The organism is Streptomyces sp. YS-3, assembly GCF_045257485.1.
Taxonomy (GTDB): domain Bacteria; phylum Actinomycetota; class Actinomycetes; order Streptomycetales; family Streptomycetaceae; genus Streptomyces.
This window is the reverse complement of sequence record NZ_JBJHPC010000047.1, coordinates 1-23,291: the sequence shown is the minus strand read 5'-3', so window position 1 is coordinate 23,291 and position 23,291 is coordinate 1. Positions and strand designations below refer to the sequence as shown.

Here is a 23,291-nt window from a genome sequence, read left to right as displayed (position 1 = left end):
GGGGGGGGGGAACCGCCCCCCTTCGGTATACCGAAAGTAGAGCCGCGGTATACCGTGGCTCCATGGCTGATTCGACCATCAAGGTCCCCGAGAGCACACGCGACCACCTCGCGGCTCTGGCCAAGGAGCGCGGGACGACGATAGGAGCCCTCGTCGCCGCCCTCGCCGCCGAGCAGCTCACCGCCGAGCAGACCCGGGCCCGGGTCGCCGAGGCCCGCCGGATCCTGCGCGAGCGCATGCACTCCACGCTCACGGACGAGGAATTCGACGCCACACCGCACGCGCTGGACCGCGTCTACGAGATCGCCCGGCAGAAGACCCAGGAGATCCTGCGGGGCAACGCCGCGTGATCATCCTCGACACCAGCGCCGTACTGGCGCTGGCACGCGGGCACCGGAAACTGGAACGGGTGGCGGACAACGCCGCCGCGTCCCCCTTCCGCCACCTCCTGGTCCCGGCGCTCTGCCTGATGCAGGCCGAGATCGACGACGCGGGCTCCGGCATGAACGTCCTGGCCCTGCCGGGTGTCGACATCGACCCGCTCGACACCGTCGGCTCGGTCGCCGTCGCGGCGATGGTCCGCGACGGACTGGGCGGACCCGATGTCTGCCATGCCCTGTACGTCTCGCTGCCCAGTCCCCAGCGCCCGCAGACCGGCCTCGTCCTCACCGGCCGGGAGGACGACTATCCGCCGGGCACGGTCACCGTCTCCATCGACGACGAGCGGCTCGACGACTGACCGGCGCCGGCACACGCCGAAGGGGCGCCCGGGACCGTGCGGTTCCGGGCGCCCCTTCCGTGTGGCGCGGGCGGTACGCGGTCAGGCCGCGCCCACCACGTCCTTCTCCTCGGCGAAGTGGCACGCCGACTCGTGCGCGACCGGGGAGTCCTGCCCCTGGAAGCGCACCGGCACCGCGAGCAGCGGCTCCTCAGTGGCGCAGCGCTCCTCCGCCTTCCAGCAGCGGGTGCGGAAGCGGCAGCCCGACGGCGGGTTGGCCGGCGAGGGGACGTCACCGGTGAGGATGATCCGCTCCCGGTGCTCACGCGCGTCCGGGTCCGGCACCGGCACCGCGGAGAGCAGCGCCTGGGTGTACGGATGCGTCGGGTGCTCGTAGATCTCCTCGTCCGAGCCGATCTCGGCCAGCTTGCCGAGGTACATCACACCGACGCGGTCCGAGATGTGCCGGACGATCGACAGGTCGTGCGCGATGAAGAGGTAGGAGAGGTTGAACTCGTCCTGCAGCTTCGCCATCAGGTTGATGACCTGCGCCTGGACCGACACGTCGAGCGCCGAGACCGGCTCGTCGCAGATGATGATCTCGGGGTTGAGCGCGAGGCCGCGGGCGATGCCGATGCGCTGGCGCTGACCGCCCGAGAACTGGTGCGGGTAGCGGTTGATGTACTCGGGGTTGAGGCCCACGACGTCCAGGAGCTCCTGGACCTTGCGGCGCCGGTCGCCCTTGGGAGCCACCTCGGGGTGGATCTCGAAGGGCTCCCCGATGATGTCGCCGACCGTCATCCGCGGGTTCAGGGACGTGTACGGGTCCTGGAACACCATCTGGATGTTGCGGCGGACGGCCTTCAGCGCGCGCCCGGACAGCTTGGTGATGTCCTGGCCCTTGTAGAAGACCTCGCCGGCGGTCGCCCGCTCCAGCGTCATCAGCAGCTTGGCGACGGTGGACTTGCCACAGCCGGACTCGCCGACGATGCCGAGGGTCTCGCCCTGGTAGAGGTCGAAGGAGACCCCGTCCACGGCCTTGACCGCGCCGATCTGCTTCTTGAAGAGGATGCCCTGGGTCAGCGGGAAGTGCTTGACCAGGTTGCGCACCTGGAGGATCGGCTCGCCGCGGTCGACCTTGACGTCGAGGAGCGCCTCGACCTCGGTCGTCGTCGAGGCGTCCTTCTTCACGACGTCCGTGACGCTGGGAGTCGCGTCCACGGCCTCGTCCTTCTTGGCCGGCTCAGCCATGGATCGTCTCCTTCCAGAAGTGGCAGGCGCTGCCACGGCCGGTCAGGACCGTGCCGTCGGCCTCGGTGACCTGGTGCAGCGGCGGCGTGTCCGTACGGCAGATGTCCTGGGCCTTCGGGCAGCGCGGGTTGAAGGCGCAGCCCGAGGGGACCTTGAGCAGGTTGGGCGGCAGGCCCTTGATCGCGTACAGCTCCTGGCCCTTCTGGTCCAGGCGCGGGATCGAGTCGAGCAGACCCCGGGTGTACGGGTGCGCCGGGCGCTTGTAGAGCTCGTGCACCGGCGCGGTCTCCACGATCCGGCCCGCGTACATCACGGCGATCTTGTCCGCGACGTCGGCGACCACGCCGAGGTCGTGGGTGATCAGGATCAGACCCATGTGGTACTCGCGCTGGAGCTCCGCGAGCAGGTCCATGACCTGCGCCTGGACCGTGACGTCGAGCGCGGTGGTCGGCTCGTCCGCGATGATCAGGTCGGGCTCCAGGGCGAGCGCCATCGCGATCATGATGCGCTGGCGCATACCGCCGGAGAACTGGTGGGGGTAGTCGTTGACCCGCGCCTTGGCGGCGGGGATCTTGACCTTGTCCATCAGCTCGATGGCCTTGGCCTTGGCCACCTTGCGGGAGGCGCCCTGGTGGACCCGGAACATCTCGCCGAGCTGGTAGCCGACGGTGAGCACCGGGTTGAGGGAGGAGAGCGCGTCCTGGAAGATCATCGCGATCTTCTGGCCGCGGATCTTCCGCCGCTCCTCGCCGGACATCTTCAGCATGTCCTTGCCGCGGAACAGGATCTCGCCCTGCGGGATGCGGCCCGGGGGCATGTCCAGGATGCCCATGATCGCCTGCGCGGTCACGGACTTGCCGGAGCCGGACTCGCCGAGGACGGCGAGGGTCTCGCCGGCCGAGACGGTGTAGTTGACACCGTTGACGGCCTTGGCCACGCCGTCCCGGGTGTGGAACTCGACGTGCAGGTCGCGGACTTCGAGGAGCGGCGCGGAGTCGCCCTCGGAACGCGGGGCGGGTACACCCGCCGTTTTCTCAATGATGGTCATGGAGTACGCCCTCCCTAGCGCATCTTCGGGTCGAAGGCGTCGCGGACCACGTCGCCGAGCATGATGAACGCCAGCACGGTGATGCTGAGCACGGCGGCGGGGAAGAGCAGGGCGTGCGGGGAGGTCAGGAACCGGTCCTGCACGTCACTGATCATCAGACCCCAGGAGATGTTGGGGTGCTGGATGCCGATACCGAGGTAGGAGAGCGCCGACTCGGCCGAGATGTAGACACCGAGGTTCATCGTCGTGACGACGATGACCGGGGCGAGCGTGTTCGGCAGGATGTGCCGGAACGCGATCCGCTTGGTGTCCGCGCCCAGCGCCTTCGCCGCCATCACATAGTCGTTGTACTTGTTGGCGATGACCTCGCCGCGCATGATCCGGTAGACCTGCGGCCAGCCGAGCACCGCGAGGATGAACGACACCGACCAGGGGTCGCCGCCGCCGATGATCGACATGATCAGCAGCGCGCCGACGATGAGCGGCAGCGCGAAGAAGACCTCGGTGACCCGCGAGAGGATCGCGTCGATCCAGCCGCCGCGCAGACCCGCGATCATGCCGAGCAGCGCGCCGAAGAACGTCGTCATCAGCGTGGTGGCCACACCGACGATGATCGAGTTCCGGGTGCCGAAGACCGTACGCGTGTAGATGTCGCAGCCCTGGAGGTCATAGCCGAAGAGGTGACCGGAGGTGGGCGGCTCCATCGAGTTCTGCAGCTGGCAGAAGCCGTCGCTGAAGGGGCTGCGCGAGGTGAAGAGCCCGGGGGCGATCGCGAGCGCCAGCAGGACCACGATGACGAAACCGGAGATGAGGAACATGGGCCGCTTGCGCAGGTCCATCCAGCCGTCGCGCAGCAGGCTCGCCTGGCGGGCCGCCGCCTTCTTCTCGGCCTCGGCCGCCTTGTCGCTCACCGTCGCGTCGGTCTGGGCGGCCTTCTCCATGGTCTTCTCACTCATAGCGAATCCTCGGGTCGAGCACGGCGTAGAGAAGGTCTACGACGAGATTGGCCACCAGGTAGATCAGGACGAGCAGGGTGACGATGCCGACCACCACGGGACGCTCGCGCAGATAGACGGACTGGGCCAGCTGTCCGCCGATACCGGGCAGGTTGAAGACCCGCTCCGTGATGATCGCGCCACCCATCAGCGCACCCAGGTCCATGCCCAGGAAGGTGACGACGGGGATGAGCGAGTTGCGCAGGGTGTGGATGCCGATCACGCGGCGCCGGGGCAGGCCCTTGGCGATCGCGGTGCGCACGTAGTCCGCGCGGATCGACTCCATCATGCTCGCGCGGGTGAGTCGCGCGATGTACGCCATGGAGGTCGAGGCCAGCACGAAGGCGGGCAGGACGTAGCTGGTGGGCCAGCCGTCGTCGACACCGGCGACCGGCGTGATCTTCCACTTGACGCCGAACTCCAGCTGGAGCACGTTGCCGAGGACGAACACCGGGATCGAGATCAGCAGCAGCGTGCTGACCAGGACCAGGTTGTCGAGGAACTTGCCCTTCTTCAGCGCCGCGAAGATACCCGCGACGATGCCGATGACCGCCTCGATGCCGAACGCGGTGAGCGCCAGCTTGAGGGTGATCGGGAAGCGCTCGCTGACGATCTCCGAGATCGAGCGTCCGGTGTAGGTCGTACCGAGATCACCGGTGAAGACACCACTGATGTAGTGCCAGTACTGCACGATCTTCGGGTCGTTGAGGTGGTACTGCTCGCGCAGCATCGCCGCGATGTTGGGGTCGGCGCGCTTCTCGCCCGCCAGGGCCTGGATCGGATCGCCCTTGAGTGCGAAGACCAGGTAGAAGATGAGGAACGTAACGCCTATCAGTACAGGGATCGCCTGCAAGATACGGCGCACGACGAATCGGCCCATCGGTTCTCCAGAGGGGTGCTGACTCGCCCGGTGCCGGTGAGGGGTGGCAGTGCGGACGGCTGGACGGCAGACAGGGTGGGCAGGGAGAGACCTCCAATGGACTCCCCCTGCCCACCCTCAGCCCGTTGGTTCACGGGCTGGATCGCTCAGCTGAGCTTGACGGTGTCCCAGAGGACGTCGCCACCGGCGATCTTCATGCTCTTGATCTTCGAGCTGTAGCCAGCGTTGAGCTTGTAGAAGTACACGGGGATGTACGGCATCTCGTCGAGCAGGATGTCGTCGGCCGCCTGGTACCCCTTGACGGCCTCCTCCGGGGTCTTGCCCTGGTCGCCCTGGACGAGAAGCTTCTCGAAGTTCTCGTTCGTGTAGCCCGCGTAGTTCGAGCCGTTCTCGATGGCGTCCTTGGAGAAGATCGGCCGCAGGTAGTTCTCGGCGTTCGGGTAGTCCATGTTCCAGCCCATACGGAACCCGCCGCTGTACTTCTTGGCGTCCAGGTCGTTCAGGATGGTCTGGAACTGCTCGAACGGCTTCGCGGTGACCTTGATGCCGAGGTTCTGCTGGATCTGGTTGGCGACGGCCTCGATCCAGCCCTTGTGGTCGCCGTCGGCGTTGTAGCCGATCTCCAGCGTGTTGTTCGGCAGGCCGCCGCTCGTCTTGTAGAGCTCCTTGGCCTTCGTCGGGTTCAGCTTGCACGCGTCACCACAGGCGCCCTGACGGTAGCCGGTGATGATCGGGCTGATGAAGTCGTCGGCCGGCATACGGGAGCCGAGGAAGATCTTGTCGGCGATGGCCTTCCGGTCGATCGCCATCGAGATCGCCTTGCGGAGATCCTTGTTCTTGAAGGCCTCGTTGTACTTCAGCGGGAAGCCGATGTAGCCGACACCGGAGTCCGACTCGTCGATCGCGCGGTCGCCGAGGTCCTTCTTGTACGTGGCGAGGCCGGACGTCGGGATCGAGTCGTCGATGTCCAGGTTGCCCGCGACGAGGTCCTTGTAGGACGTGTCGGAGTTCGAGTAGATCTTGAAGTTGATCCCCTTGACCTCGTACTTCGAGGCCTCCGGGTACTTGTCGTACTTGACGACGGAGATCTTGTCGTTGTGCTGGAACTTGCCCGACATCTTGTACGGGCCGTTACCGATCGGCGCCTCGCCGAAGGCCTTCGGGTTGTCGAAGAACACCTTCGGGAGCGGCATGAACGCCGAGAAGGAGAGCTGCGAGGTGAAGGCGGAGAACGGCGTCTCCAGGGTCACCTGGAGGGTGTTGTCGTCGACGGCCTTGAGGCCGGACATCTCCTTGGTGGCGACCTTCTTGCCCTTGCCGGGGTTCAGGTCCTTGAAGCCGGCGATGTGCGAGAAGAGCGGGTTCGTCTGCTGCGCGTTGTCCTGGTTGGCGCCGTAGTTCCAGGCGTCGACGAAGGACTTCGCCGTGACGGCCTCACCGTTGTGGAAGGTGTAGCCGGGCTTCAGCTTGATCGTCCAGACCTTGGAGTCCTTGGTCTCGATCGACTGCGCCAGGTCGTTGACGACCTCGTTCTTCTCGTTCAGCTTGGTCAGACCGGTGAAGACGGCCTTGACGACCTCGCCACCCTCGGTCTCGTAGGTGTTCGAGGGCACGAGCAGGTTCTGCGGCTCGCCGATCTCCATGGAGATGACGCCGTCCGAACCCCCCTTGCCCTTGCTGTCACCGTCGCCGCCACCACAGGCGGTCGCAGCCATGGCAACGATCGCCGCACCCGCGACCCACTTGGCGCTCTTGGCACCACGCATGGGTTCCTCCTCATGAGTCCACTTGTCACAACAAGAGGGGCATAAAAAGATCGCCGACACCCCTGACGGCGATCGATCAAACGCCCCGAGTGTGCTCGTGAGTCGGCACTCCCCACAGTGCGTGACCCATTGACCCGAGCTCAGTGGAGCCAACTATTAAGTACAGCCGGGCTGTAAACCACACTTAAAGGGTCTCGTTTTGACAACATCAGGTCAGGCCAACAGTCCGAAATCCGGACAAACAGAGCACAGACAGACACGCCCGAAACGGACCGTTAACACATCTTCCGGAGAGCGACGCTCGATATCCGAACAGCGTGTACAGGAAAACAACTTGACCGCGTGACATGCGGAAGGGCACGGCCGCGCGGCCGAGGGGACCCCACCGTACGGCAACGGCCCGGCTCCCCGCGAAGATCGCGGGGAGCCGGGCCGTGCGGCCGGCCGGGGCCGGACTCAGCCGTGCTTGGCGCGCGAGGCCGTACGGCCGCGCTCCTTCTGGTCCAGGACGACCTTCCGGATACGGACGGCCTCCGGGGTCACCTCGACGCACTCGTCGTCGCGGCAGAACTCCAGGGACTGCTCCAGGGAGAGCTTGCGCGGCGGGACGATCGCCTCGAAGGAGTCGGCGGAGGAGGAGCGCATGTTGGTGAGCTTCTTCTCCTTGGTGATGTTGACGTCCATGTCGTCGGCGCGCGAGTTCTCGCCGACGATCATGCCCTCGTACACCTCGGTGCCCGGGTCGGTGAAGAGCACACCGCGCTCCTGGAGGTTCGTCATCGCGAAGGCGGTGACGGCGCCCGCGCGGTCGGCGACCAGCGAACCGTTGTTACGGGTCGTCAGGGTGCCGAACCACGGCTCGTGGCCCTCGTGGATGGAGTGCGCGATGCCGGTGCCGCGCGTACCGGTGAGGAACTCGGTACGGAAGCCGATCAGGCCGCGGGACGGGACGACGAACTCCATGCGGACCCAGCCGGAGCCGTGGTTGGACATGTTGTCCATGCGGCCCTTGCGGACGCCCATGAGCTGCGTGACGGCGCCCATGTGCTCCTCGGGCACGTCCACCGTGAGGCGCTCGACCGGCTCGTGCACCTTGCCGTCGACGAGCTTGGTGACGACCTGCGGCTTGCCGATGGTCAGCTCGAAGCCCTCGCGGCGCATCTGCTCGACCAGGATGGCCAGCGCCAGCTCACCGCGGCCCTGCACCTCCCAGGCGTCGGGGCGCTCGGTGTCCAGCACGCGCAGCGAGACGTTACCGATCAGCTCGCGGTCGAGGCGGTCCTTCACCTGACGCGCGGTGACCTTGCGGTCCTTGACGGCCGCCTTCGCCGAGGCGCCCTTGCCGGTGCCGCCGCGGCCGACCAGCGGCGAGGTGTTGGTGCCGATGACCATGGAGATCGCGGGCTCGTCCACCGTGATCAGCGGGAGCGCGACCGGGTTCTCGGGGTCGGCGAGGGTCTCGCCGATCATGATGTCCGGGATACCGGCGACGGCGCAGATGTCGCCCGGGCCCGCGACCTCGGCGGGCTTGCGGGTGAGCGCCTCGGTCATCATCAGCTCGGTGATGCGGACGTTGGAGATCGTGCCGTCGCGCTTGATCCAGGCCACGGTCTGGCCCTTGCGCAGCTCGCCCTGCTCGACGCGGAGCAGCGCGATACGGCCGAGGAAGTTGTCGGCGTCGAGGTTGGTGACGTGGGCCTGGAGCGGCGCGTCCTCCTCGTACGTCGGGGCCGGGACGTGCTCCAGGATGGTGGAGAAGAACGGCTCCAGGCTGGTGGAGTCGGCCGGGACCGTGCCGTCCTCCGGCTTGGTCAGCGAGGCGATGCCGTCGCGACCGCAGGCGTAGACGATCGGGAACTCGATCTGGTCCTCGTCCGCGTCCAGGTCCAGGAACAGGTCGTACGTCTCGTTGACGACCTCGTCGATCCGGGAGTCCGGGCGGTCGGTCTTGTTGATGCAGAGGATGACGGGCAGCCGCTGCTGGAGCGCCTTGCGCAGCACGAAGCGCGTCTGCGGGAGCGGGCCCTCGGAGGCGTCCACCAGCAGCACGACCGCGTCCACCATCGACAGACCGCGCTCGACCTCACCACCGAAGTCGGCGTGGCCGGGGGTGTCGATGATGTTGATCGTGATGGGGGCCCCGCCGTCCTTGGGGTGGTACTTCACCGCCGTGTTCTTGGCGAGGATCGTGATGCCCTTCTCACGCTCCAGGTCGTTCGAATCCATCATGCGGTCGTCGAGGGACTCGGCGGCGTGCGCGGCGAAGGAGCCGGCCTGCTTGAGCATGGCGTCGACGATGGTCGTCTTGCCGTGGTCGACGTGGGCGACGATGGCGACATTGCGGATGTCGTGGCGCGTGGGCATGCTGGCTGGCGCTTCTCTCGATCGGGAATCAGGCGTCTGACGGTCGAAGCCTCGTCCGCCCGCCGGGCGCGGACACGCCACGGCTAGTCCTATGGTACGGGCCTGGCGCGCCGGGGGCCTCCCGGGCCGAACCTGTGATCGTTTCTCGGGGTGCTGAAGAGCTGCGGGCCGCCCTGGTCGGGGCAGCCCCATGGCCGGGTCAAGGGCAGGTACGACCTTGCCCGCCGGCGGACCGACGGGCAAGGGACTTGAGCCAGTTCTGAGGTTGTGACCTGCTATTTCTTAGGACAACCCGGCAAGCCTTCCGTTACTTCACAGGCCTCTTCGGGGCATTTTCCGACTTCTTGAAACCGATGTCCTGGAAGAGCGGGGTGGCGAAACCGAAGGCGCCCGCATTGGCCACATTCGGTTTCACCGCGACCAGCTGCGGGCGCTGGTAGAGCGGGATGGAGGCCGCCGCCGCCCAGATACGGGCGTCCGCCTTGCGGACCAGCTCGCGGGCCTCGTCCTCGTCGAGCTCCCCGGCCGCCTGGTCGAACAGCTGGTCGATGTGGTCGGTGCCGACGCGGGTGTAGTTCTGTTCGACGACCAGCGAGCCGTCCGAGGCCGGCTCGGGCTTGGCGAAGACCGGCCGGTCGTCGGTGGCCGGGTAGGCGGTGCCGGGCCAGGAGTACAGCGCCAGATCGAAGTTTCCCGAGGCGATGTGGTCCTTGAAGTAGCCGTCGTCGGCCACCTTGGAGACCTCGGTGCTGATCCCGACGGCCCTGAGCATCTGGGCGACCCGGTCGCCCACCGTCCGCAGCGCCTCGGAGCCCGGGCCGGAGGGCAGGACGAACCGCAGGGTGAGCGGCTTGCCGTCCTTGCCGAGCGGGCCGGCCGCCGCCGGGGCCGCGGTGCCCCGGGGCGCGTACGCGCCGGGTGCGCCGCCCTTGTGCCGGGCCTGGTTGCGGTGGGCGTCCCCGGCCGTGCCGCGCTCCTTCTTTCCGCCGGCCTCGTCCTGGGCGGCGGCGCCGCGGTGTCCGGAGCCCGTGTCGTCCAGCGCGTCCGCCTGACGCATCAGGGCGATCTCCTGGAGGGCGGCGGAGCGGGCCGGGGCGAGCACATGCGTGTCGGAGCCGCCGGGCCGGTTGTCGCCCGGCCGGTCGTCGCCGCCGGAGCCCTCGCGGCCCCGCGAGGAGGCGGCGGGCTTCTCCTCGTCCGCGTAGTACGGACCCTCGCCGACCTTCGCGCCCTCCAGGGAGTACAGGTTCGGGCTCGACCGGACCCTGCGGCCCTTGTCGTCCCCGACGATGTAGGTGCCGTCGTCCCCGGCGCTCTCCCGCTTGGCGTCGCCCTCCGCCGAGGCGCCGGACGCCTTGCTGCCCGCCTTGCTCGTACCGGGCTTCTGCCGGGCGCCGCCCGGGGTCCAGCCGGCGTCCGCGAGCAGGGCCTGCGCCTCGTGGGTGTCCTGGCCGCCGAGGGCGCCGCTGTTGTCGGCGTACGCCGGCTGGCCCGCCAGCGCCAGATGGCTGCCGGGCGGCCGGGCGGGCAGCCCGAGCGGCTTGAGCACGATCTCCGCCAGCTCCTGGCGGTCCAGCGCCCGGGCCACCGCCCGGCGCACCCGTTCGTCGGCGAGCGGGCCGGAGCTGCCGTTGAGGGCGAGCTGGGTGTAGGCGGGCTCCAGGGACTTGCGGATGGTCAGCCCCGCGAGGCCGGTCTGCTCCCGCGCGTACCGGGCGACGGCCTCGCGGGTCTGTCTGCGGGCCCGTACCTCGGCCTCGGCGCGCTCCTCGTCGGAGCCGTGCGCGACGGCCCAGGAGCGCAGCGCGGAGGCGGGGGTGAGGACGGTGCCGGGGCCGTGGGCGAGTCCGGGGCCGTCGGCGCCCCGGCCGGCGCCCTTGTCGCGCTCGGCCAGGGTGATGCGGTCGGCGGCGGACCGGTCGATCTCGGCCACGTCCAGGGTGCCGTCGGCGAGGGCGGCGACCCGCTTGTCGCGCGGCACGGCCCGGAACACCAGCTCGTCGAGCTTGCTGGGCCGGCCCCACCAGCGCGGGTTGCGGGCGAGGGTGAGCGTGCCCTTGTCGCGGTCGGAGGCCTTCAGGAGAAACGGTCCTGCGGTGGCCTTCAGGGTGGTGCGGGCGCCGTCGTTGAAGGCGTTCGCCGTCCCGGTGACGTCCTTGGGGTAGAGCGGGCTGAACAGGGCGCGCCAGTCCGCGTACGGCTTGGCGAAGGTGACCTTGACCTCCAGGTCGTTGGCGCCCTTCTCGATCTTCTCGATCCGCTCGTACCCGGCGTTGCGCGCGGTCCAGAACGCGGTGTCGCGCCCGCTCAGCGCCCGCCACTGGGCGACGAAGTCGGGTGCGCCGACCTCGCGGCCGTCGCTCCACACCGCCTTCTGGTTGAGCTTGTAGAGCACCACCTGCTTGGGCTCGCGCTGGACGACCTCCGCGTTCTCCAGGTAGTCCGGGTTGCGCTGCGGGCGCCCGCGCTCGTCCAGGGTGAAGAGGGACGGCAGCAGCGCGCCGGTGATCCGCGCGGTGGCGGCGTCGGCGTCGGCCTGGAAGGCGTTGAGCGTCTGGGGCATCGCGTCGACGGCCCAGCGCAGGGTGCCCCCGTCGGCGACCTGGGGCCGGGCCGCCGCGCCGATGTCCTGGGGCGCGACGAGCTCGCCGGCCGTGTCGTCGCCCGAGGAGCAGCCGGCCAGTGCGGGGAGCGCCAGCACACCGGAGGTGAGGAGCGCGACGGACCGGAGCGAAGCGACGGTGCGGATCGCGGCGACGGTGCGGGTCGCCCGGGATGCCCTCCCGCGCTGGACGCCGACGTCAGGCATGTTTGTACCTCTTCGTCAGTTTTTATTTGCTTGGTGGCATTTCGCGATGATCACACGTATTGCTCACCCACTGAAGAGGACGCCACGCCCACTGGTACGGCGACACGGCGCGGCGGCGGCCGGATCCCACCCATGCGGCGCAACGAGGGGCGCGTACGGCTCAGTACGCGCCCCGGGAACCCGGTGCACACACCTTCACAACCACGGAAGCGACGCGCGACACTCTCAGGCGCATGACCTTTCGGGGGACCCGGAGGTCGCCCTCCGGAACGACCGGTCACCGCCCGCCACTGCGGAAGGTAGGGCACGTCATGTCCCTGCACGACGAGCTGACGGCAGTTCAGCGCTGTCTCGACGACCTGGTCAGGTCGGTGGGGCGGCTGGAGAAACAGGTCGGCGACGACGGTCTGGACATCCGCCGGATACGGACCGACACCGACCATCTGCGCGAGAGCGTCGCGCTGCTGCGCCAGACCGCGGCCCCCGCCACCGAGGCGCGCCCGGACCTGGTCACCATCCCGGACACGCCGTACGACACCTCGCTGTGGACGGACTCGGACGACGAAGGTCTGGGCGCCCGCGACCGGCGCGCCCCCTGACTGAACGGAACTGGAGCCACTGTTGGCCACAGGCACCGAACCCCAACCGCTCACCGGCGTGTCCGGCCCCTCGCGCGCCGCCATCGCGCCCCGCCATCTGCGCACCGACCGCTGGTGGCTGGCGCCCGCCGTGACCGCCGCCGGACTGCTCGCCTTCGTCGTCTACTCGACCTGGCGGGCCTTCGTGAACGACGACTACTACGCCGCTCCCTACGTCTCGCCGTTCTACTCGCCGTGCGTCGCCGACAACTGCGTGCCGATGCGGGGCGGCCCCAACGCCGACCTCTTCGGCAGCTGGTGGGGGCTCTCCCCCGCCCTGCTGATCCTGATCTTCCCGCTGGCCTTCCGCGGCACCTGCTACTACTACCGCAAGGCCTACTACCGGGGCTTCTGGGCCTCGCCGCCCGCCTGCGCGGTGGCCGAGCCGCACAAGAAGTACTCGGGCGAGACCCGCTTCCCGCTGATCATCCAGAACATCCACCGGTACACGTTCTACTTCGCGCTGCCGGTCGCCGCCTTCCTCACGTACGACACCGTGCTCGCCTACCGCGACGAGCACTACCGGTGGGGCCACATGGGTCTGGGCACCCTCGTCTTCACCGTCAACATCGTGCTGATCTGGGCATACACCCTCTCCTGCCACTCCTGCCGGCACATCGTCGGCGGCAAGCTGCGGCACTTCTCCAGGCACCCGGTGCGCTACCGGCTGTGGGGCTGGGCCGGAAAGCTGAACCAGCACCACATGCTGCTCGCCTGGGCCTCGTTGATCAGTGTCTCGCTGGCCGACCTGTACGTGTACTTCCTCGCCACCGGGGCCTTCGACGATCCGAGGTTCTTCTGATGACGCATGTGGAACGCCAGCAGTGGGACGTGGTCGTGGTGGGCGCGGGCGGCGCGGGCCTGCGGGCCGCGATCGAGGCACGTGAGCGGGGCGCCCGTACCGCCGTGATCTGCAAGTCCCTCTTCGGCAAGGCCCACACGGTGATGGCCGAGGGCGGCATCGCCGCCTCCATGGGCAATGTGAACTCCGGCGACAACTGGCAGGTCCACTTCCGCGACACCATGCGCGGCGGCAAGTTCCTCAACCAGTGGCGGATGGCCGAGCTCCACGCGCGCGAGGCGCCCGACCGGGTGTGGGAGCTCGAGACCTGGGGCGCCCTGTTCGACCGTACGCCCGACGGGCGGATCTCCCAGCGCAACTTCGGCGGCCACGAGTACCCGCGACTGGCCCATGTCGGCGACCGCACCGGCCTGGAGCTCATCCGCACCCTCCAGCAGAAGATCGTCTCGCTCCAGCAGGAGGACCGGCGCGAGTTCGGCGACTACGAGGCCCGCCTCAAGGTCTTCCAGGAGTGCACGGTCACCCGGATCTTGAAAGAACACAGCCTGAAGGAGGACGGCCGGGTCTCGGGCGCCTTCTGCTACGAGCGCGAGTCCGGCCGGTTCTTCGTCCTGCAGGCCCCGGCCGTGGTCCTGGCGACCGGCGGCATCGGCAAGTCCTTCAAGGTGACGTCGAACTCGTGGGAGTACACCGGCGACGGCCACGCGCTCGCGCTGCTGGCCGGGGCGCCGCTGCTGAACATGGAGTTCGTGCAGTTCCACCCCACCGGCATGGTCTGGCCGCCCTCGGTCAAGGGCATCCTGGTCACCGAGTCCGTGCGCGGCGACGGCGGGGTGCTGCGCAACTCCGACGGCAGGCGCTTCATGTTCGACTACGTGCCGGACGTCTTCAAGGAGAAGTACGCGGAGTCCGAGGAGGAGGGCGACCGCTGGTACGAGGACCCGGACCACAACCGCCGCCCGCCCGAACTGCTCCCGCGCGACGAGGTCGCCCGCGCCATCAACTCCGAGGTGAAGGCGGGCCGCGGCTCCCCGCACGGCGGTGTCTTCCTGGACGTCTCCACCCGGATGCCCGCCGAGGTCATCCGGCGCCGGCTGCCCTCCATGCACCACCAGTTCAAGGAGCTGGCGGACGTGGACATCACGGCCGAGCCGATGGAGGTGGGCCCGACCTGCCACTACGTGATGGGCGGTATCGCCGTCGACTCCGACACCGCCGCCGCGCGCGGGGTGCCGGGGCTGTTCGCGGCGGGCGAGGTGGCCGGAGGCATGCACGGCTCCAACCGCCTCGGCGGCAACTCCCTCTCCGACCTGCTGGTCTTCGGCCGCCGCGCCGGGCTGTACGCCGCCGGGTACGCCGCGGCCCTGGCGGGGGCCCGCCCGGCCGTCGACGAGGCCCAGGTGGACCTGGCGGCGGCCGAGGCGCTGCGGCCCTTCAGCGCCGAACCGGCGGGCACCGAGGGCGCCGCGCCGGAGAACCCGTACGCCCTGCACCAGGAGCTCCAGCAGGCCATGAACGACCTGGTGGGCATCATCCGCCGGGACGCGGAGATGCGGCAGGCCCTCCAGAAGCTGGGCGAGCTGCGCGTACGGGCCCGGCGGGCCGGGGTGGAGGGGCACCGCCAGTTCAACCCCGGCTGGCACCTCGCCCTGGACCTGCGGAACATGCTGCTGGTCAGCGAGTGCGTGGCACGGGCGGCCCTGGAGCGCACCGAGAGCCGGGGCGGCCACACCCGCGAGGACTGGCCCGCGATGGACCGGGGCTGGCGCCGGGCGAACCTGCTGTGCCGGTCGGCCGAGCCCGCCGGGGACCCCGGGACGGCCGACCCGGCCCGGGGGCAGATCCGCCTGGAACGCGAAGAGACCGAACCCATCCGTGCCGACCTGCTCGCCCTCTTCGAGAAGGAGGAGCTGGTCAAGTACCTCGCCGAAGAGGAGCTCTACGAGTGACCACGTATGACGCGAGCTTCCGGGTCTGGCGGGGCGACGCCGGCGGCGGCGCCCTGAAGGACTTCACGGTGGAGGTGAACGAGGGCGAGGTCGTCCTCGACATCATCCACCGCCTCCAGGCCACCCAGGCCCCCGACCTGGCGGTGCGCTGGAACTGCAAGGCGGGCAAGTGCGGTTCGTGCTCGGCGGAGGTCAACGGGCGGCCCCGGCTGCTGTGCATGACCCGGATGTCGGTCTTCGCGCGCGAGGAGACGATCACGGTCACCCCGCTGCGGGCGTTCCCGGTCGTCCGCGACCTGGTGACCGACGTCTCCTTCAACTACGCCAAGGCGCGGGAGGTTCCCGCCTTCGTCCCGCCCCGGGGCGTCGCGGCGGGCGAGTACCGGATGCAGCAGATCGACGTGGAGCGCTCGCAGGAGTTCCGCAAGTGCATCGAGTGCTTCCTGTGCCAGGACACCTGCCATGTGGTGCGCGACCACGAGGAGAACAAGGCGGCCTTCGCCGGTCCGCGCTTCCTGATGCGGGTCGCGGAGCTGGACATGCACCCGCTGGACGCGGCCGAGGAGACGGGCCTGGACCGCAAGCGCACCGCCCAGGACGAACACGGCCTCGGCTACTGCAACATCACCAAGTGCTGCACGGAGGTCTGCCCCGAGCACATCAAGATCACCGACAACGCGCTGATCCCGCTGAAGGAGCGGGCGGTCGACCGCAAGTACGACCCGCTGGTCTGGCTGGGCAGCAGGATCGGCCGCCGGCCCGGGAGCCGGGACCGGTAACGGCCGTGCGGAACGGGGCGGGGCCCGGCATCCACCAGGATGCCGGGCCCCGCCGCCGTACCGCGCCCGCTCAGTTCCAGCCCTTGTCGTACGCGGCCCAGTCACGGTCGCGCGCGGTGAAGTCGACGTAGAGCGCCACCCCGAAGTGCTCGCGGTGCCGGTCGGTGCGGCCCAGGCCCAGCCGCACCCCGCGCACCGCCGCCTTGACCGTCTCGGCGGAGGCGTGGTGGCCCATGGTCTCCGTCTGGAAGAACGGCAGCCCCATCAGCAGGTCGGTGTCCTTGGGCGTCACCTCCAGGGCCAGCGAGGCCTGCTGGGCGACATAGCCGCCGTACAGGCTCTCCAGCGGCATCGAGGTGTCGTACGACATCACCGCGATCTGGTCGACCCGCTCGGCCACCTGCCCGAAGTACGCCTGCGACCACCACTTGGGGTGCCCGGCGATCTTGCCGGCGGCGGAGTGCAGCCGGGGCACCGGGTCGATCTGGTGCGCGGCGACCGACAGCGTCGCGTGATGCGCGCGCGTGACGGGGCGTACCGCGTCGAGCAGTTCGAGGAAGCGGCGGTTGCCCGAGGGCATCGGCTCCAGGTCGAAGTGGACGCCGTCGAAGCCGCCGTCCGCCAGGACGTGGCGCGCCGAGTCCACCATCGCGGTACGGGTCGCCGCCCGCTCCAGGCGCAGGCCCGTGGGGCCCTCGGTGGCGAGCTTGTCGCCGAGCCACGCCTGCACCCGCACACCGGGCAGCCTGCGGTGCATCCCGTCGACCAGCCAGCGCGCCCTGGGGTAGCGGCTGGAGGGCAGCGTCCCGTCGTGCTCCAGGGGTCCGGCGTGGACGTACAGGTCGTGTATCCCCGTCTCCCGTACGCGCGCGGCGAAGGCGTCCAGATCGCCCTCGCCCTTGCGGCCGTCGACCCAGGCGTGGCCCAGCCAGATGGCGTCGCGCCCGCGCGATCTGGTGCCGGCGCCCGGGTCGCCCGCGTAGCTGCTGCGCAGCGCCACCGCGCCGACCACCATGGGCGCCATCACCAGGAGCACGGCCGCCAGCGCGGCACGCCGCACCCACGTCCGTGCCGGGCGCCGCGACCACCGGCGCAGACCGTCGACTCCGGCCGATATTGCTGTCCGCACGAGTACCCCTGACTGTCAGTGTGCCGTGGAAGTATGACCTCCCGGTGGCGCGCTGCCCAACGAGCGGTCCACGGGATCGGCGGGTCCCGGCTCCTGCCTCCCGGTCGCGGAGCGCCGGATACCGCCATACGCTCACAAATGTGACGCCGCGTGTCAGTCGCACCGGACCCCGCTCAGCCGTCCGGGCCGTCCGGGCCCTGGTGGCCGTGCTGATCGCCACGTGCTGGGCGGCGCTGCCCGCCGCGGGTTCCGCGCGGGCACAGGACCCGGTGCCGCTCGCCGCGAGCGGGTGGATCACCGATCGCGCGCACGCGCTGGGCGCCCGCGCGCCCGAGGTGGCCGCCGCGCTCGACCGCCTCCACGAGGACCGCTCGGTGCGGCTCTACGCGGTGTACGTGGACGACTTCTCCGGCCGCACCTCCCAGAACTGGGCCGACACCACCGCGCAGCTGAACGGGCTCGGCCGCGACGACGTCCTGCTGGCCGTCGCCACCGGCACACGTCAGTACGCGTACTCGGTCGACCAGGACTTCCGGCTCAGCGACCAGGTGCTCGGCGAGGTGGCCCGCGAGTCGGTGGAGCCGCCCCTGCGGCGCGGCGACTGGGCCGGGGCCGCGGTGGGCGCCGCCGAGGGGCTGGACACCGCCCTGGCCGGGCCCGGCCGCCGCGACGGTTCCGTGGCCGCCGGTGACTACGTCCTGCCCGTCGCCGTCCTCGCCGCGGCGGGCGCGGTCGCCGCGTACGCGTACGCCCGCAGGAAGCGGCGGGCCGCCACCCGGACGACACCCGCGAGCACCCAGGGCGCGGGGGCGCGGGAGTGGGAGCCGGACACGGCCCCGCCGGACCTGGCCGCCCTGGAGGCCGAGGCGGACCGGACCCTGGTCGCCACCGATGACGCCATACGAACGAGTGACGAGGAACGGGGTTTTGCTTTCGCGCAGTTGGGGGAAGCGGCGACGCGGCCCTTCGCCGGGGCCCTCGCGTACGCCCGGTCCGAACTGGCCACCGCCTTCCGGCTGCGCCAGCAGCTCGACGACGACCCGCCGCCGCAGGGGCTCGCCCTTCCGGAGGGACCGGCCCCGCCCGACGAGCCGGAGCGGCCCGAGGAGGGCGGCGCGGCGCGGCGCCGGATGCTGCGGGAGATCGTCGCCCGGTGCGCGGCGGCGGGCCGCCGCCTGGACGCCGAGGCGGAGGCCTTCGACGCGCTGCGCGCCCTGGAGCGGGACACCGCACCGGCGCTCGAAGGCGTCGAGACGGCCTTCCGTACGCTCACCGGCCGCACCGCCGCGGCGGACTCGGCCCTGACCGCGCTGCGCCGGCGGTACGCGCGCGGCGCGACCGCGCCCGTCGCGCACCACGTGACGGAGGCCATGGAACACCTGGTCGCGGCCACCGCCTCCCTCAACGCGGCCCGCCAGGCCCTCGACAAGGAGGACCGGGGCGAGGCCGCGGCGCGGGTGCGCGCCGCCGAGAGCGCCGTCGCCCTGGTGACCGCGCTGGTGGACGGCGTCGACCGGCGCGCCGCCGAACTCGCGGAGGCCGAGGAGCGGTTGCCCGCGGCCCTCGCCGGGGTGCGGGCGGAGGTGGCGGCGGCCCGGGGCCCGGGCGCCACCGCCGGGCACCCCGCCGCCGCCCTGCCGGAACGTATCGCCCGGGCCGAGACGGTGCTCATCGGCGTCGGACGGGCGCGCGCGGCCGGTCCGTACGACCCGCTCGACGCGCTGCGCCGGGTCACCGAGGCGGACGCGGCCCTGGGCGAGGCCCTGACCGCCCTGGGCGTACGGGAGCGCGAGGGCGGCGTGGAGCACGCCCGCGCGCTCCTGGACCGGGCGGTGTTCACGGCCCGCTCGGCCGTCGCGGCGGCCGACGACCGCGTGGCCGCCCACCGGGACGCGGTCGGCGCGGCGGCCCGCACCCGGCTCGCGGAGGCCCGCCGCCATCTGGACCGGGCCGCCGGGGCGGCCGTACCGGACGCACGGGGCGCCCTCGCGGAGGTACTGCGGGCGGACGCCCTGGCGCGGCAGGCGCTCGCCCTCGCGGACGCGGACGTACGCGCCGAGGAGGACGGGCCGGGGAACTCCGGGGGGACCGGGAAGTCGCCGGAGCGCCCGGAGCACGGGGAGCACGGGGACCCTTCGGGGCAAGGAGAAGAGCCATGAGCGACAGGCAGTCGGTACTGGGCCGGGTCGGCCGGCTGGCGAAGGCCAACGTCAACGCGCTCCTCGACCAGGCCGAGGACCCGCGGAAGATGCTGGACGAGCTGCTACGGGAGTACACGGGCAACATCGCGGAGGCGGAGCGGGCCGCCGCCTCGGCGCTGCGCGAGCTGCGGCTGCTGGAGGCCGACCGGGGCGAGGACCTGGCCGCCGCCAAGGAGTGGGGCGGCCAGGCGGTCGCCGCCAGCAGGAAGGCCGACGAGCTGCGCGCGGGCGGGGCGGCGAAGGAGGCCGACCGGTTCGACCACCTCGCCAAGGTGGCGCTGGGCAGACAGGTGCGGTCGGAGAACGAGGCGCGGGCGGCGGAGCCGGTGATCGCCGCACAGAGGGAAGTGGTGGACAGGCTCAGGTCGGGGCTGGTCGGGATGAAGTCCCAGCTGGACGTCCTGCTGGCGGAGGAGGCCGAGTTGGCGGCCGGGACCGCCTCGGCGGGCGGGCCGAACCGGGCGCCGGACGGGCTGGGCCACGTCGACCTGCTCGACCCGGCGTACGAGATACACCGCTTCGAGGACAAGCTGCGGCGCGAGGAGGCGCGGGCGCGGGGCGCCGGGCAGCTCGCCGCCTCGTCGCTGGACGCCCAGTTCGAGCAGTTGGACGCCCCGGGCGAGACGGCGGAGGTGGAGGCGCGGCTGGCGGCGCTGAAGGCGACGACGTAGCACCGGGTCAGTACATGCTGAGCAGTTGCTCCTCCGTGAGCTCGGCGACCGGGGTGGAATCGCCGTCGGGGAGCGCGAGTTCGAACCAGACCGTCTTGCCGCGCGGGGTGCGGCGCGAGCCCCACGCCGCGCTCAGCAGGCCGACGAGCTGGAGCCCCCGGCCGCCCTCGTCGGTGTCCCGGGCCCGCCGCCGTCTGGGCTGGACCAGACCCGCGTCCCACACCTCGCAGACGAGCGTGCGGTCCCGCAGCAGCCGCAGCCGCACCTCGCCCTCGCCGTACCGCAGGGCGTTGGTGACGAGTTCGCTGACCAGCAGCTCGGTGGTGTCGACGAGGTCGTCGAGGTCCCAGGCGAGCAGCTGGGTGCGGGCGAGCTCACGGGCGCGGCCGACCGAGCGCGGCGAGCGCGGCAGCCGCCAGTCGCCGACGGCGTCCGTGGGCAGGCCCTGGATACGGGCCATGAGCAGGGCGATGTCGTCCTCGCCATGGCGGGTGTCGAGGGTGTTGAGGACCTGGTCGCAGACGTCCTCCAGGCCCGCGACCGGGTCGCTGATGGCCTTGCGGAAGGCCCGCAGTCCCTCGTCCAGCGGATGGTCGCGGGACTCCACGAGGCCGTCGGTGTAGAGCGCGAGGAGGGTGCCCTCGGGAAGGTCGACCTCGATCTCCTCGAAGGGCTCGCCGCCGACGCCCAGCGGCAGCCCGGGCGGCATGTCCAGGAACAGGGCGGGCTCGCCGGGCTCGACCAGGACCGGCGGCAGATGGCCCGCGTTGGCGATGGAGCAGCGCCGCGTCACCGGGTCGTACACGGCGTACACACAGGTCGCCAGGTAGACCTCGGAGAGGTCGGCCTCACGGGACTTGTGGGCGGCGCGGGAGCCGGGGCGACCGCGCCGGTTGCCGGCCCCCGTGCGGTCGGGGCCGCCGGGGTCGCCCAGGCCCCGGGCGATCTCGTCGAGGTGCGAGAGCACTTCGGCGGGCTCCAGGTCGAGCATGGCCAGGGTCCGTACGGCGGTGCGCAGTTCACCCATGGCGACAGCGGCCCGCAGACCGCGGCCCATGACGTCGCCGACGACCAGGGCGGTGCGGTGGCCGGGCAGTTCGATGACGTCGAACCAGTCGCCGCCCACCTCCGTGGCGGCGTTGCCCGGCAGATAGCGGCAGGCGATGTCCAGCCCGGCGGCCTCGGGGTCGCCGGGCGGGAGGAGGGAGCGCTGGAGTATCAGCGCGCGTTCGTGCTCCCTCCGGTAGAGCCGGGCGTTGTCGATGCAGACGGCGGCGCGGGAGGCGAGTTCGGTGGCGAGGGCGCGGTCGCGTTCGCCGAAGGGCTCGCTGCCCTTGGCGCGGGAGAACTGGACCAGGCCCACGACGGTGTCGTGCGCGACCATCGGGACGGCGAGCGTGGTGTGCACCAGGCTTCCCTCGGCGCCCGGTACGGCACGCAGCCGGCCGGTGCGCAGGGCGGCGGCGCAGGGCGAGTGGAACGGGTAGCGGTGCACGTCCCCGACGGCGACGGACGGGGGCGGGGCGGCGGGGCCGGTGAGGGTGGGCGGCGCGTCGGAGACGGCGCTGGCGAAGGCGACCCGGCGCAGCTCGGCCTTGCCGTCGACCCGGTTCTGGATGGCGTCGTCCCCGGCCAGCAGCGCCTGGTAGAGGTCGACGGAGGCCAGGTCGCAGAAGCCGGGGACGGAGACGTCGAGGAGTTCGCGGGCGGTGGTCTCCAGGTCGAGGGAGTTGCCGATGCGGTTGCCCGCCTCGTTGAGGAGGGCGAGGTTGCGGCGGGCGTCGGCGGCCTCGCGGGCGGCGTTGTGGCGGCGGGTCACGTCGATGCCGAGGCTGGCGACGCCGATGGGCCGGCCGGTGCCGCTGTGCACCCGGTAGAGGTTGATCGACCAGTGGCGGCGGGCGGGGTCGCCGGGGGCGGTGCCGACGAGCTGGAGGTCGGTGACCGCCTCGCCGGTGTCGAGGACGCGCCGCAGGGCGGCGGCCATCCGGTCGGCCTCGGCGCGGCCCAGATAGTCGTGGACGGTCCGGCCGCGGTGTTCGTCCGGTTCGCCGCCGAAGACGGTGGCGAAGCGCCGGTTGGCCCGCAGGACGGTGAGGTCCGTGTCGAACAGCAGGAAGCCGAAGGGAGATTGACCGAAAATGGCCTGCGAGGCGGCGAGGTCGGTCTCTATCCCGCGCAGCGCCCGGACATCGACGACGATACAGAGCGCGCCGCGCTCCCCGGCCGCCGTCTCACTGGGCATCACATACAGTTCGGCGAGCCCGTGCCGCCCCTGCCCCTCGGGCGTACGGAACGGGACCAGCCCGGTCCATTCCCGCCCGTCCAGGATCTCGGCGACCCGGCGGTGACCCTGGGAGCGCAGCTCGGGCGGCATGAAGGCGTCGACCGGGTCGAGTCCCACGACCTCGCGGGCGGACAGCCCGAACTGCTCCTCGGCCCGCCGGCTCCACTGCTCGACCAGCCCGTCGGGCCCGATCGAGAACGAGGCGACCCTGATGTAGTCATAGATCGAGCCAGGCGGACTGCTCTGCCACACGACGCCGCCCGCCGTCCCAGGTATCTCGCTCACGCGACCGTCCCCTCCAGCTCACCGCACCGGACCGGCCTTGACCGCAGTATTCAGTACTACGGCCGCCACCGACACGGCGTTCACGATCACATCCCGGTCTCGTTCTTTTCCGGCCGTCTTCCGGGCACGCCGTCCGGACGGGGGTGATCGTTCGTCCCTCCCTCCTTCTAACCCGGCAGGGCCAGCTCGAACCACACGGTCTTGCCCGTCCTGCCGCGCCTGGTCCCCCAGCGCCGTGCGGAACAGGCCACCAACTGAAGGCCGCGGCCTCCTTCGTCGTCCGGTCCGGCGTCCCGCTCGACGGGCTCCTCGGGCAGTGGGTCGGAGACCTCCACCAGCAGGGCGCCGGGGTCCAGACGGACCATCCGGACGCCGATGGGGCCCGAGGCGTACCGCAGGGAATTGGTCACGAGTTCACTGACCAGCAGCACCGCCACGTCGCAGACGGGCGGATCCAGCTCCCAGCCGCGCAGGGTGTCCCGGACGGCGTGGCGCGCGGTGCGCACGGCGTTGGCCTCCGCCGGAAAGGTCCACTCGGCGCAGCCGCCGGATGTGTCGATCACGCCGCTCTCACCCGCGTCCGACTCTTCGGGGGGTTTGGAAGGATTAATAGCCACATACCCGATATTTAGGTCCAGCTATCCCCTGGTGGGGCGCATGGTGGCACGAACGGCGTAGGGGCCGAGGGGGAGGGAGTGCGTCTCGGCGACTCCGTGCGC

Annotated in this window: 18 protein-coding genes; 8 read left to right on the top strand and 10 right to left on the bottom strand. The window is 70.8% G+C overall.

Annotated elements, in window-relative coordinates:
- Positions 1 to 62: 62 nt before the first annotated feature.
- On the top strand, positions 63 to 350 hold the full coding sequence (locus ACJA3G_RS07180) for a hypothetical protein (protein WP_406552027.1): 288 nt from the start codon (positions 63 to 65) through the stop codon (positions 348 to 350).
- Entirely contained in the window at positions 347 to 739 is a 393-nt protein-coding gene (locus ACJA3G_RS07175) for a hypothetical protein (RefSeq protein ID WP_406552026.1), read from the top strand. Before ACJA3G_RS07180 ends, ACJA3G_RS07175 begins: the two co-directional genes overlap by 4 nt.
- A gap of 81 nt (positions 740 to 820) precedes the next feature.
- Here the strand turns inward: ACJA3G_RS07175 and ACJA3G_RS07170 are convergent, their stop codons facing one another.
- The 7 genes from ACJA3G_RS07170 to ACJA3G_RS07140 form a co-directional block, all read right to left on the bottom strand.
- Positions 821 to 1,969, bottom strand: coding sequence for an ABC transporter ATP-binding protein (locus ACJA3G_RS07170; RefSeq protein ID WP_406552025.1), 1,149 nt, complete (start codon positions 1,967 to 1,969; stop codon positions 821 to 823).
- A complete protein-coding gene (locus tag ACJA3G_RS07165; RefSeq protein WP_406552024.1) occupies positions 1,962 to 3,017 on the bottom strand; it encodes an ABC transporter ATP-binding protein in 1,056 nt (351 codons plus the stop codon). The genes ACJA3G_RS07170 and ACJA3G_RS07165 overlap by 8 nt, the downstream gene beginning before the upstream one ends.
- Before the next feature lie 14 nt (positions 3,018 to 3,031).
- Positions 3,032 to 3,973, bottom strand: coding sequence for an ABC transporter permease (locus ACJA3G_RS07160; RefSeq protein WP_406552023.1), 942 nt, complete (start codon positions 3,971 to 3,973; stop codon positions 3,032 to 3,034).
- Positions 3,966 to 4,892 (bottom strand): ABC transporter permease, encoded by a 927-nt coding sequence (locus ACJA3G_RS07155; protein WP_406552022.1) that lies wholly within the window; start codon positions 4,890 to 4,892, stop codon positions 3,966 to 3,968. Before ACJA3G_RS07155 ends, ACJA3G_RS07160 begins: the two co-directional genes overlap by 8 nt.
- Before the next feature lie 146 nt (positions 4,893 to 5,038).
- The gene (locus ACJA3G_RS07150; RefSeq protein WP_406552021.1) at positions 5,039 to 6,658 is read right to left on the bottom strand and encodes an ABC transporter substrate-binding protein; all 1,620 of its coding nucleotides are present in this window, start codon (positions 6,656 to 6,658) and stop codon (positions 5,039 to 5,041) included.
- 456 nt (positions 6,659 to 7,114) lie between these two features.
- A complete protein-coding gene (gene typA, locus ACJA3G_RS07145; RefSeq protein ID WP_406552020.1) occupies positions 7,115 to 9,022 on the bottom strand; it encodes a translational GTPase TypA in 1,908 nt (635 codons plus the stop codon).
- A gap of 307 nt (positions 9,023 to 9,329) precedes the next feature.
- Positions 9,330 to 11,831: an ABC transporter family substrate-binding protein gene (locus ACJA3G_RS07140; RefSeq protein ID WP_406552019.1), complete on the bottom strand. Its 2,502-nt coding sequence runs from the start codon at positions 11,829 to 11,831 to the stop codon at positions 9,330 to 9,332.
- Between the two features lie 311 nt (positions 11,832 to 12,142).
- On the opposite strand from ACJA3G_RS07140, the gene ACJA3G_RS07135 reads away from it, so the two are divergent.
- From ACJA3G_RS07135 to ACJA3G_RS07120, 4 genes are read left to right on the top strand one after another with little or no spacing between them, the layout of a single operon-like run.
- Positions 12,143 to 12,430: a hypothetical protein gene (locus ACJA3G_RS07135; protein WP_406552018.1), complete on the top strand. Its 288-nt coding sequence runs from the start codon at positions 12,143 to 12,145 to the stop codon at positions 12,428 to 12,430.
- Positions 12,431 to 12,452: 22 nt separating this feature from the next.
- The gene (locus ACJA3G_RS07130) at positions 12,453 to 13,271 is read left to right on the top strand and encodes a hypothetical protein (protein WP_406552017.1); all 819 of its coding nucleotides are present in this window, start codon (positions 12,453 to 12,455) and stop codon (positions 13,269 to 13,271) included.
- Positions 13,271 to 15,220, top strand: a complete 1,950-nt coding sequence (locus ACJA3G_RS07125; protein ID WP_406552016.1) for a fumarate reductase/succinate dehydrogenase flavoprotein subunit — start codon at positions 13,271 to 13,273, stop codon at positions 15,218 to 15,220. Before ACJA3G_RS07130 ends, ACJA3G_RS07125 begins: the two co-directional genes overlap by 1 nt.
- Complete coding sequence (locus tag ACJA3G_RS07120) at positions 15,217 to 15,999, top strand: succinate dehydrogenase/fumarate reductase iron-sulfur subunit (RefSeq protein WP_406552015.1); 783 nt, start codon at positions 15,217 to 15,219, stop codon at positions 15,997 to 15,999. The genes ACJA3G_RS07125 and ACJA3G_RS07120 overlap by 4 nt, the downstream gene beginning before the upstream one ends.
- 70 nt (positions 16,000 to 16,069) lie before the next feature.
- Here the strand turns inward: ACJA3G_RS07120 and ACJA3G_RS07115 are convergent, their stop codons facing one another.
- Positions 16,070 to 17,128, bottom strand: coding sequence for a glycosyl hydrolase family 18 protein (locus tag ACJA3G_RS07115; protein ID WP_406552014.1), 1,059 nt, complete (start codon positions 17,126 to 17,128; stop codon positions 16,070 to 16,072).
- 140 nt (positions 17,129 to 17,268) lie between these two features.
- Between ACJA3G_RS07115 and ACJA3G_RS07110 the strand changes: the two genes are divergently transcribed.
- Together ACJA3G_RS07110 and ACJA3G_RS07105 are read left to right on the top strand one after the other, a co-directional pair.
- On the top strand, positions 17,269 to 19,287 hold the full coding sequence (locus ACJA3G_RS07110) for a TPM domain-containing protein (RefSeq protein WP_406552013.1): 2,019 nt from the start codon (positions 17,269 to 17,271) through the stop codon (positions 19,285 to 19,287).
- Positions 19,284 to 20,000, top strand: coding sequence for a PspA/IM30 family protein (locus ACJA3G_RS07105; protein ID WP_406552012.1), 717 nt, complete (start codon positions 19,284 to 19,286; stop codon positions 19,998 to 20,000). Before ACJA3G_RS07110 ends, ACJA3G_RS07105 begins: the two co-directional genes overlap by 4 nt.
- A gap of 7 nt (positions 20,001 to 20,007) precedes the next feature.
- On the opposite strand, the gene ACJA3G_RS07100 is transcribed toward ACJA3G_RS07105, so the two are convergent.
- Positions 20,008 to 22,572, bottom strand: a complete 2,565-nt coding sequence (locus ACJA3G_RS07100; protein WP_406552011.1) for a SpoIIE family protein phosphatase — start codon at positions 22,570 to 22,572, stop codon at positions 20,008 to 20,010.
- A gap of 167 nt (positions 22,573 to 22,739) precedes the next feature.
- Complete coding sequence (locus tag ACJA3G_RS07095) at positions 22,740 to 23,135, bottom strand: ATP-binding protein (protein ID WP_406552010.1); 396 nt, start codon at positions 23,133 to 23,135, stop codon at positions 22,740 to 22,742.
- Positions 23,136 to 23,291 lie beyond the last annotated feature (156 nt).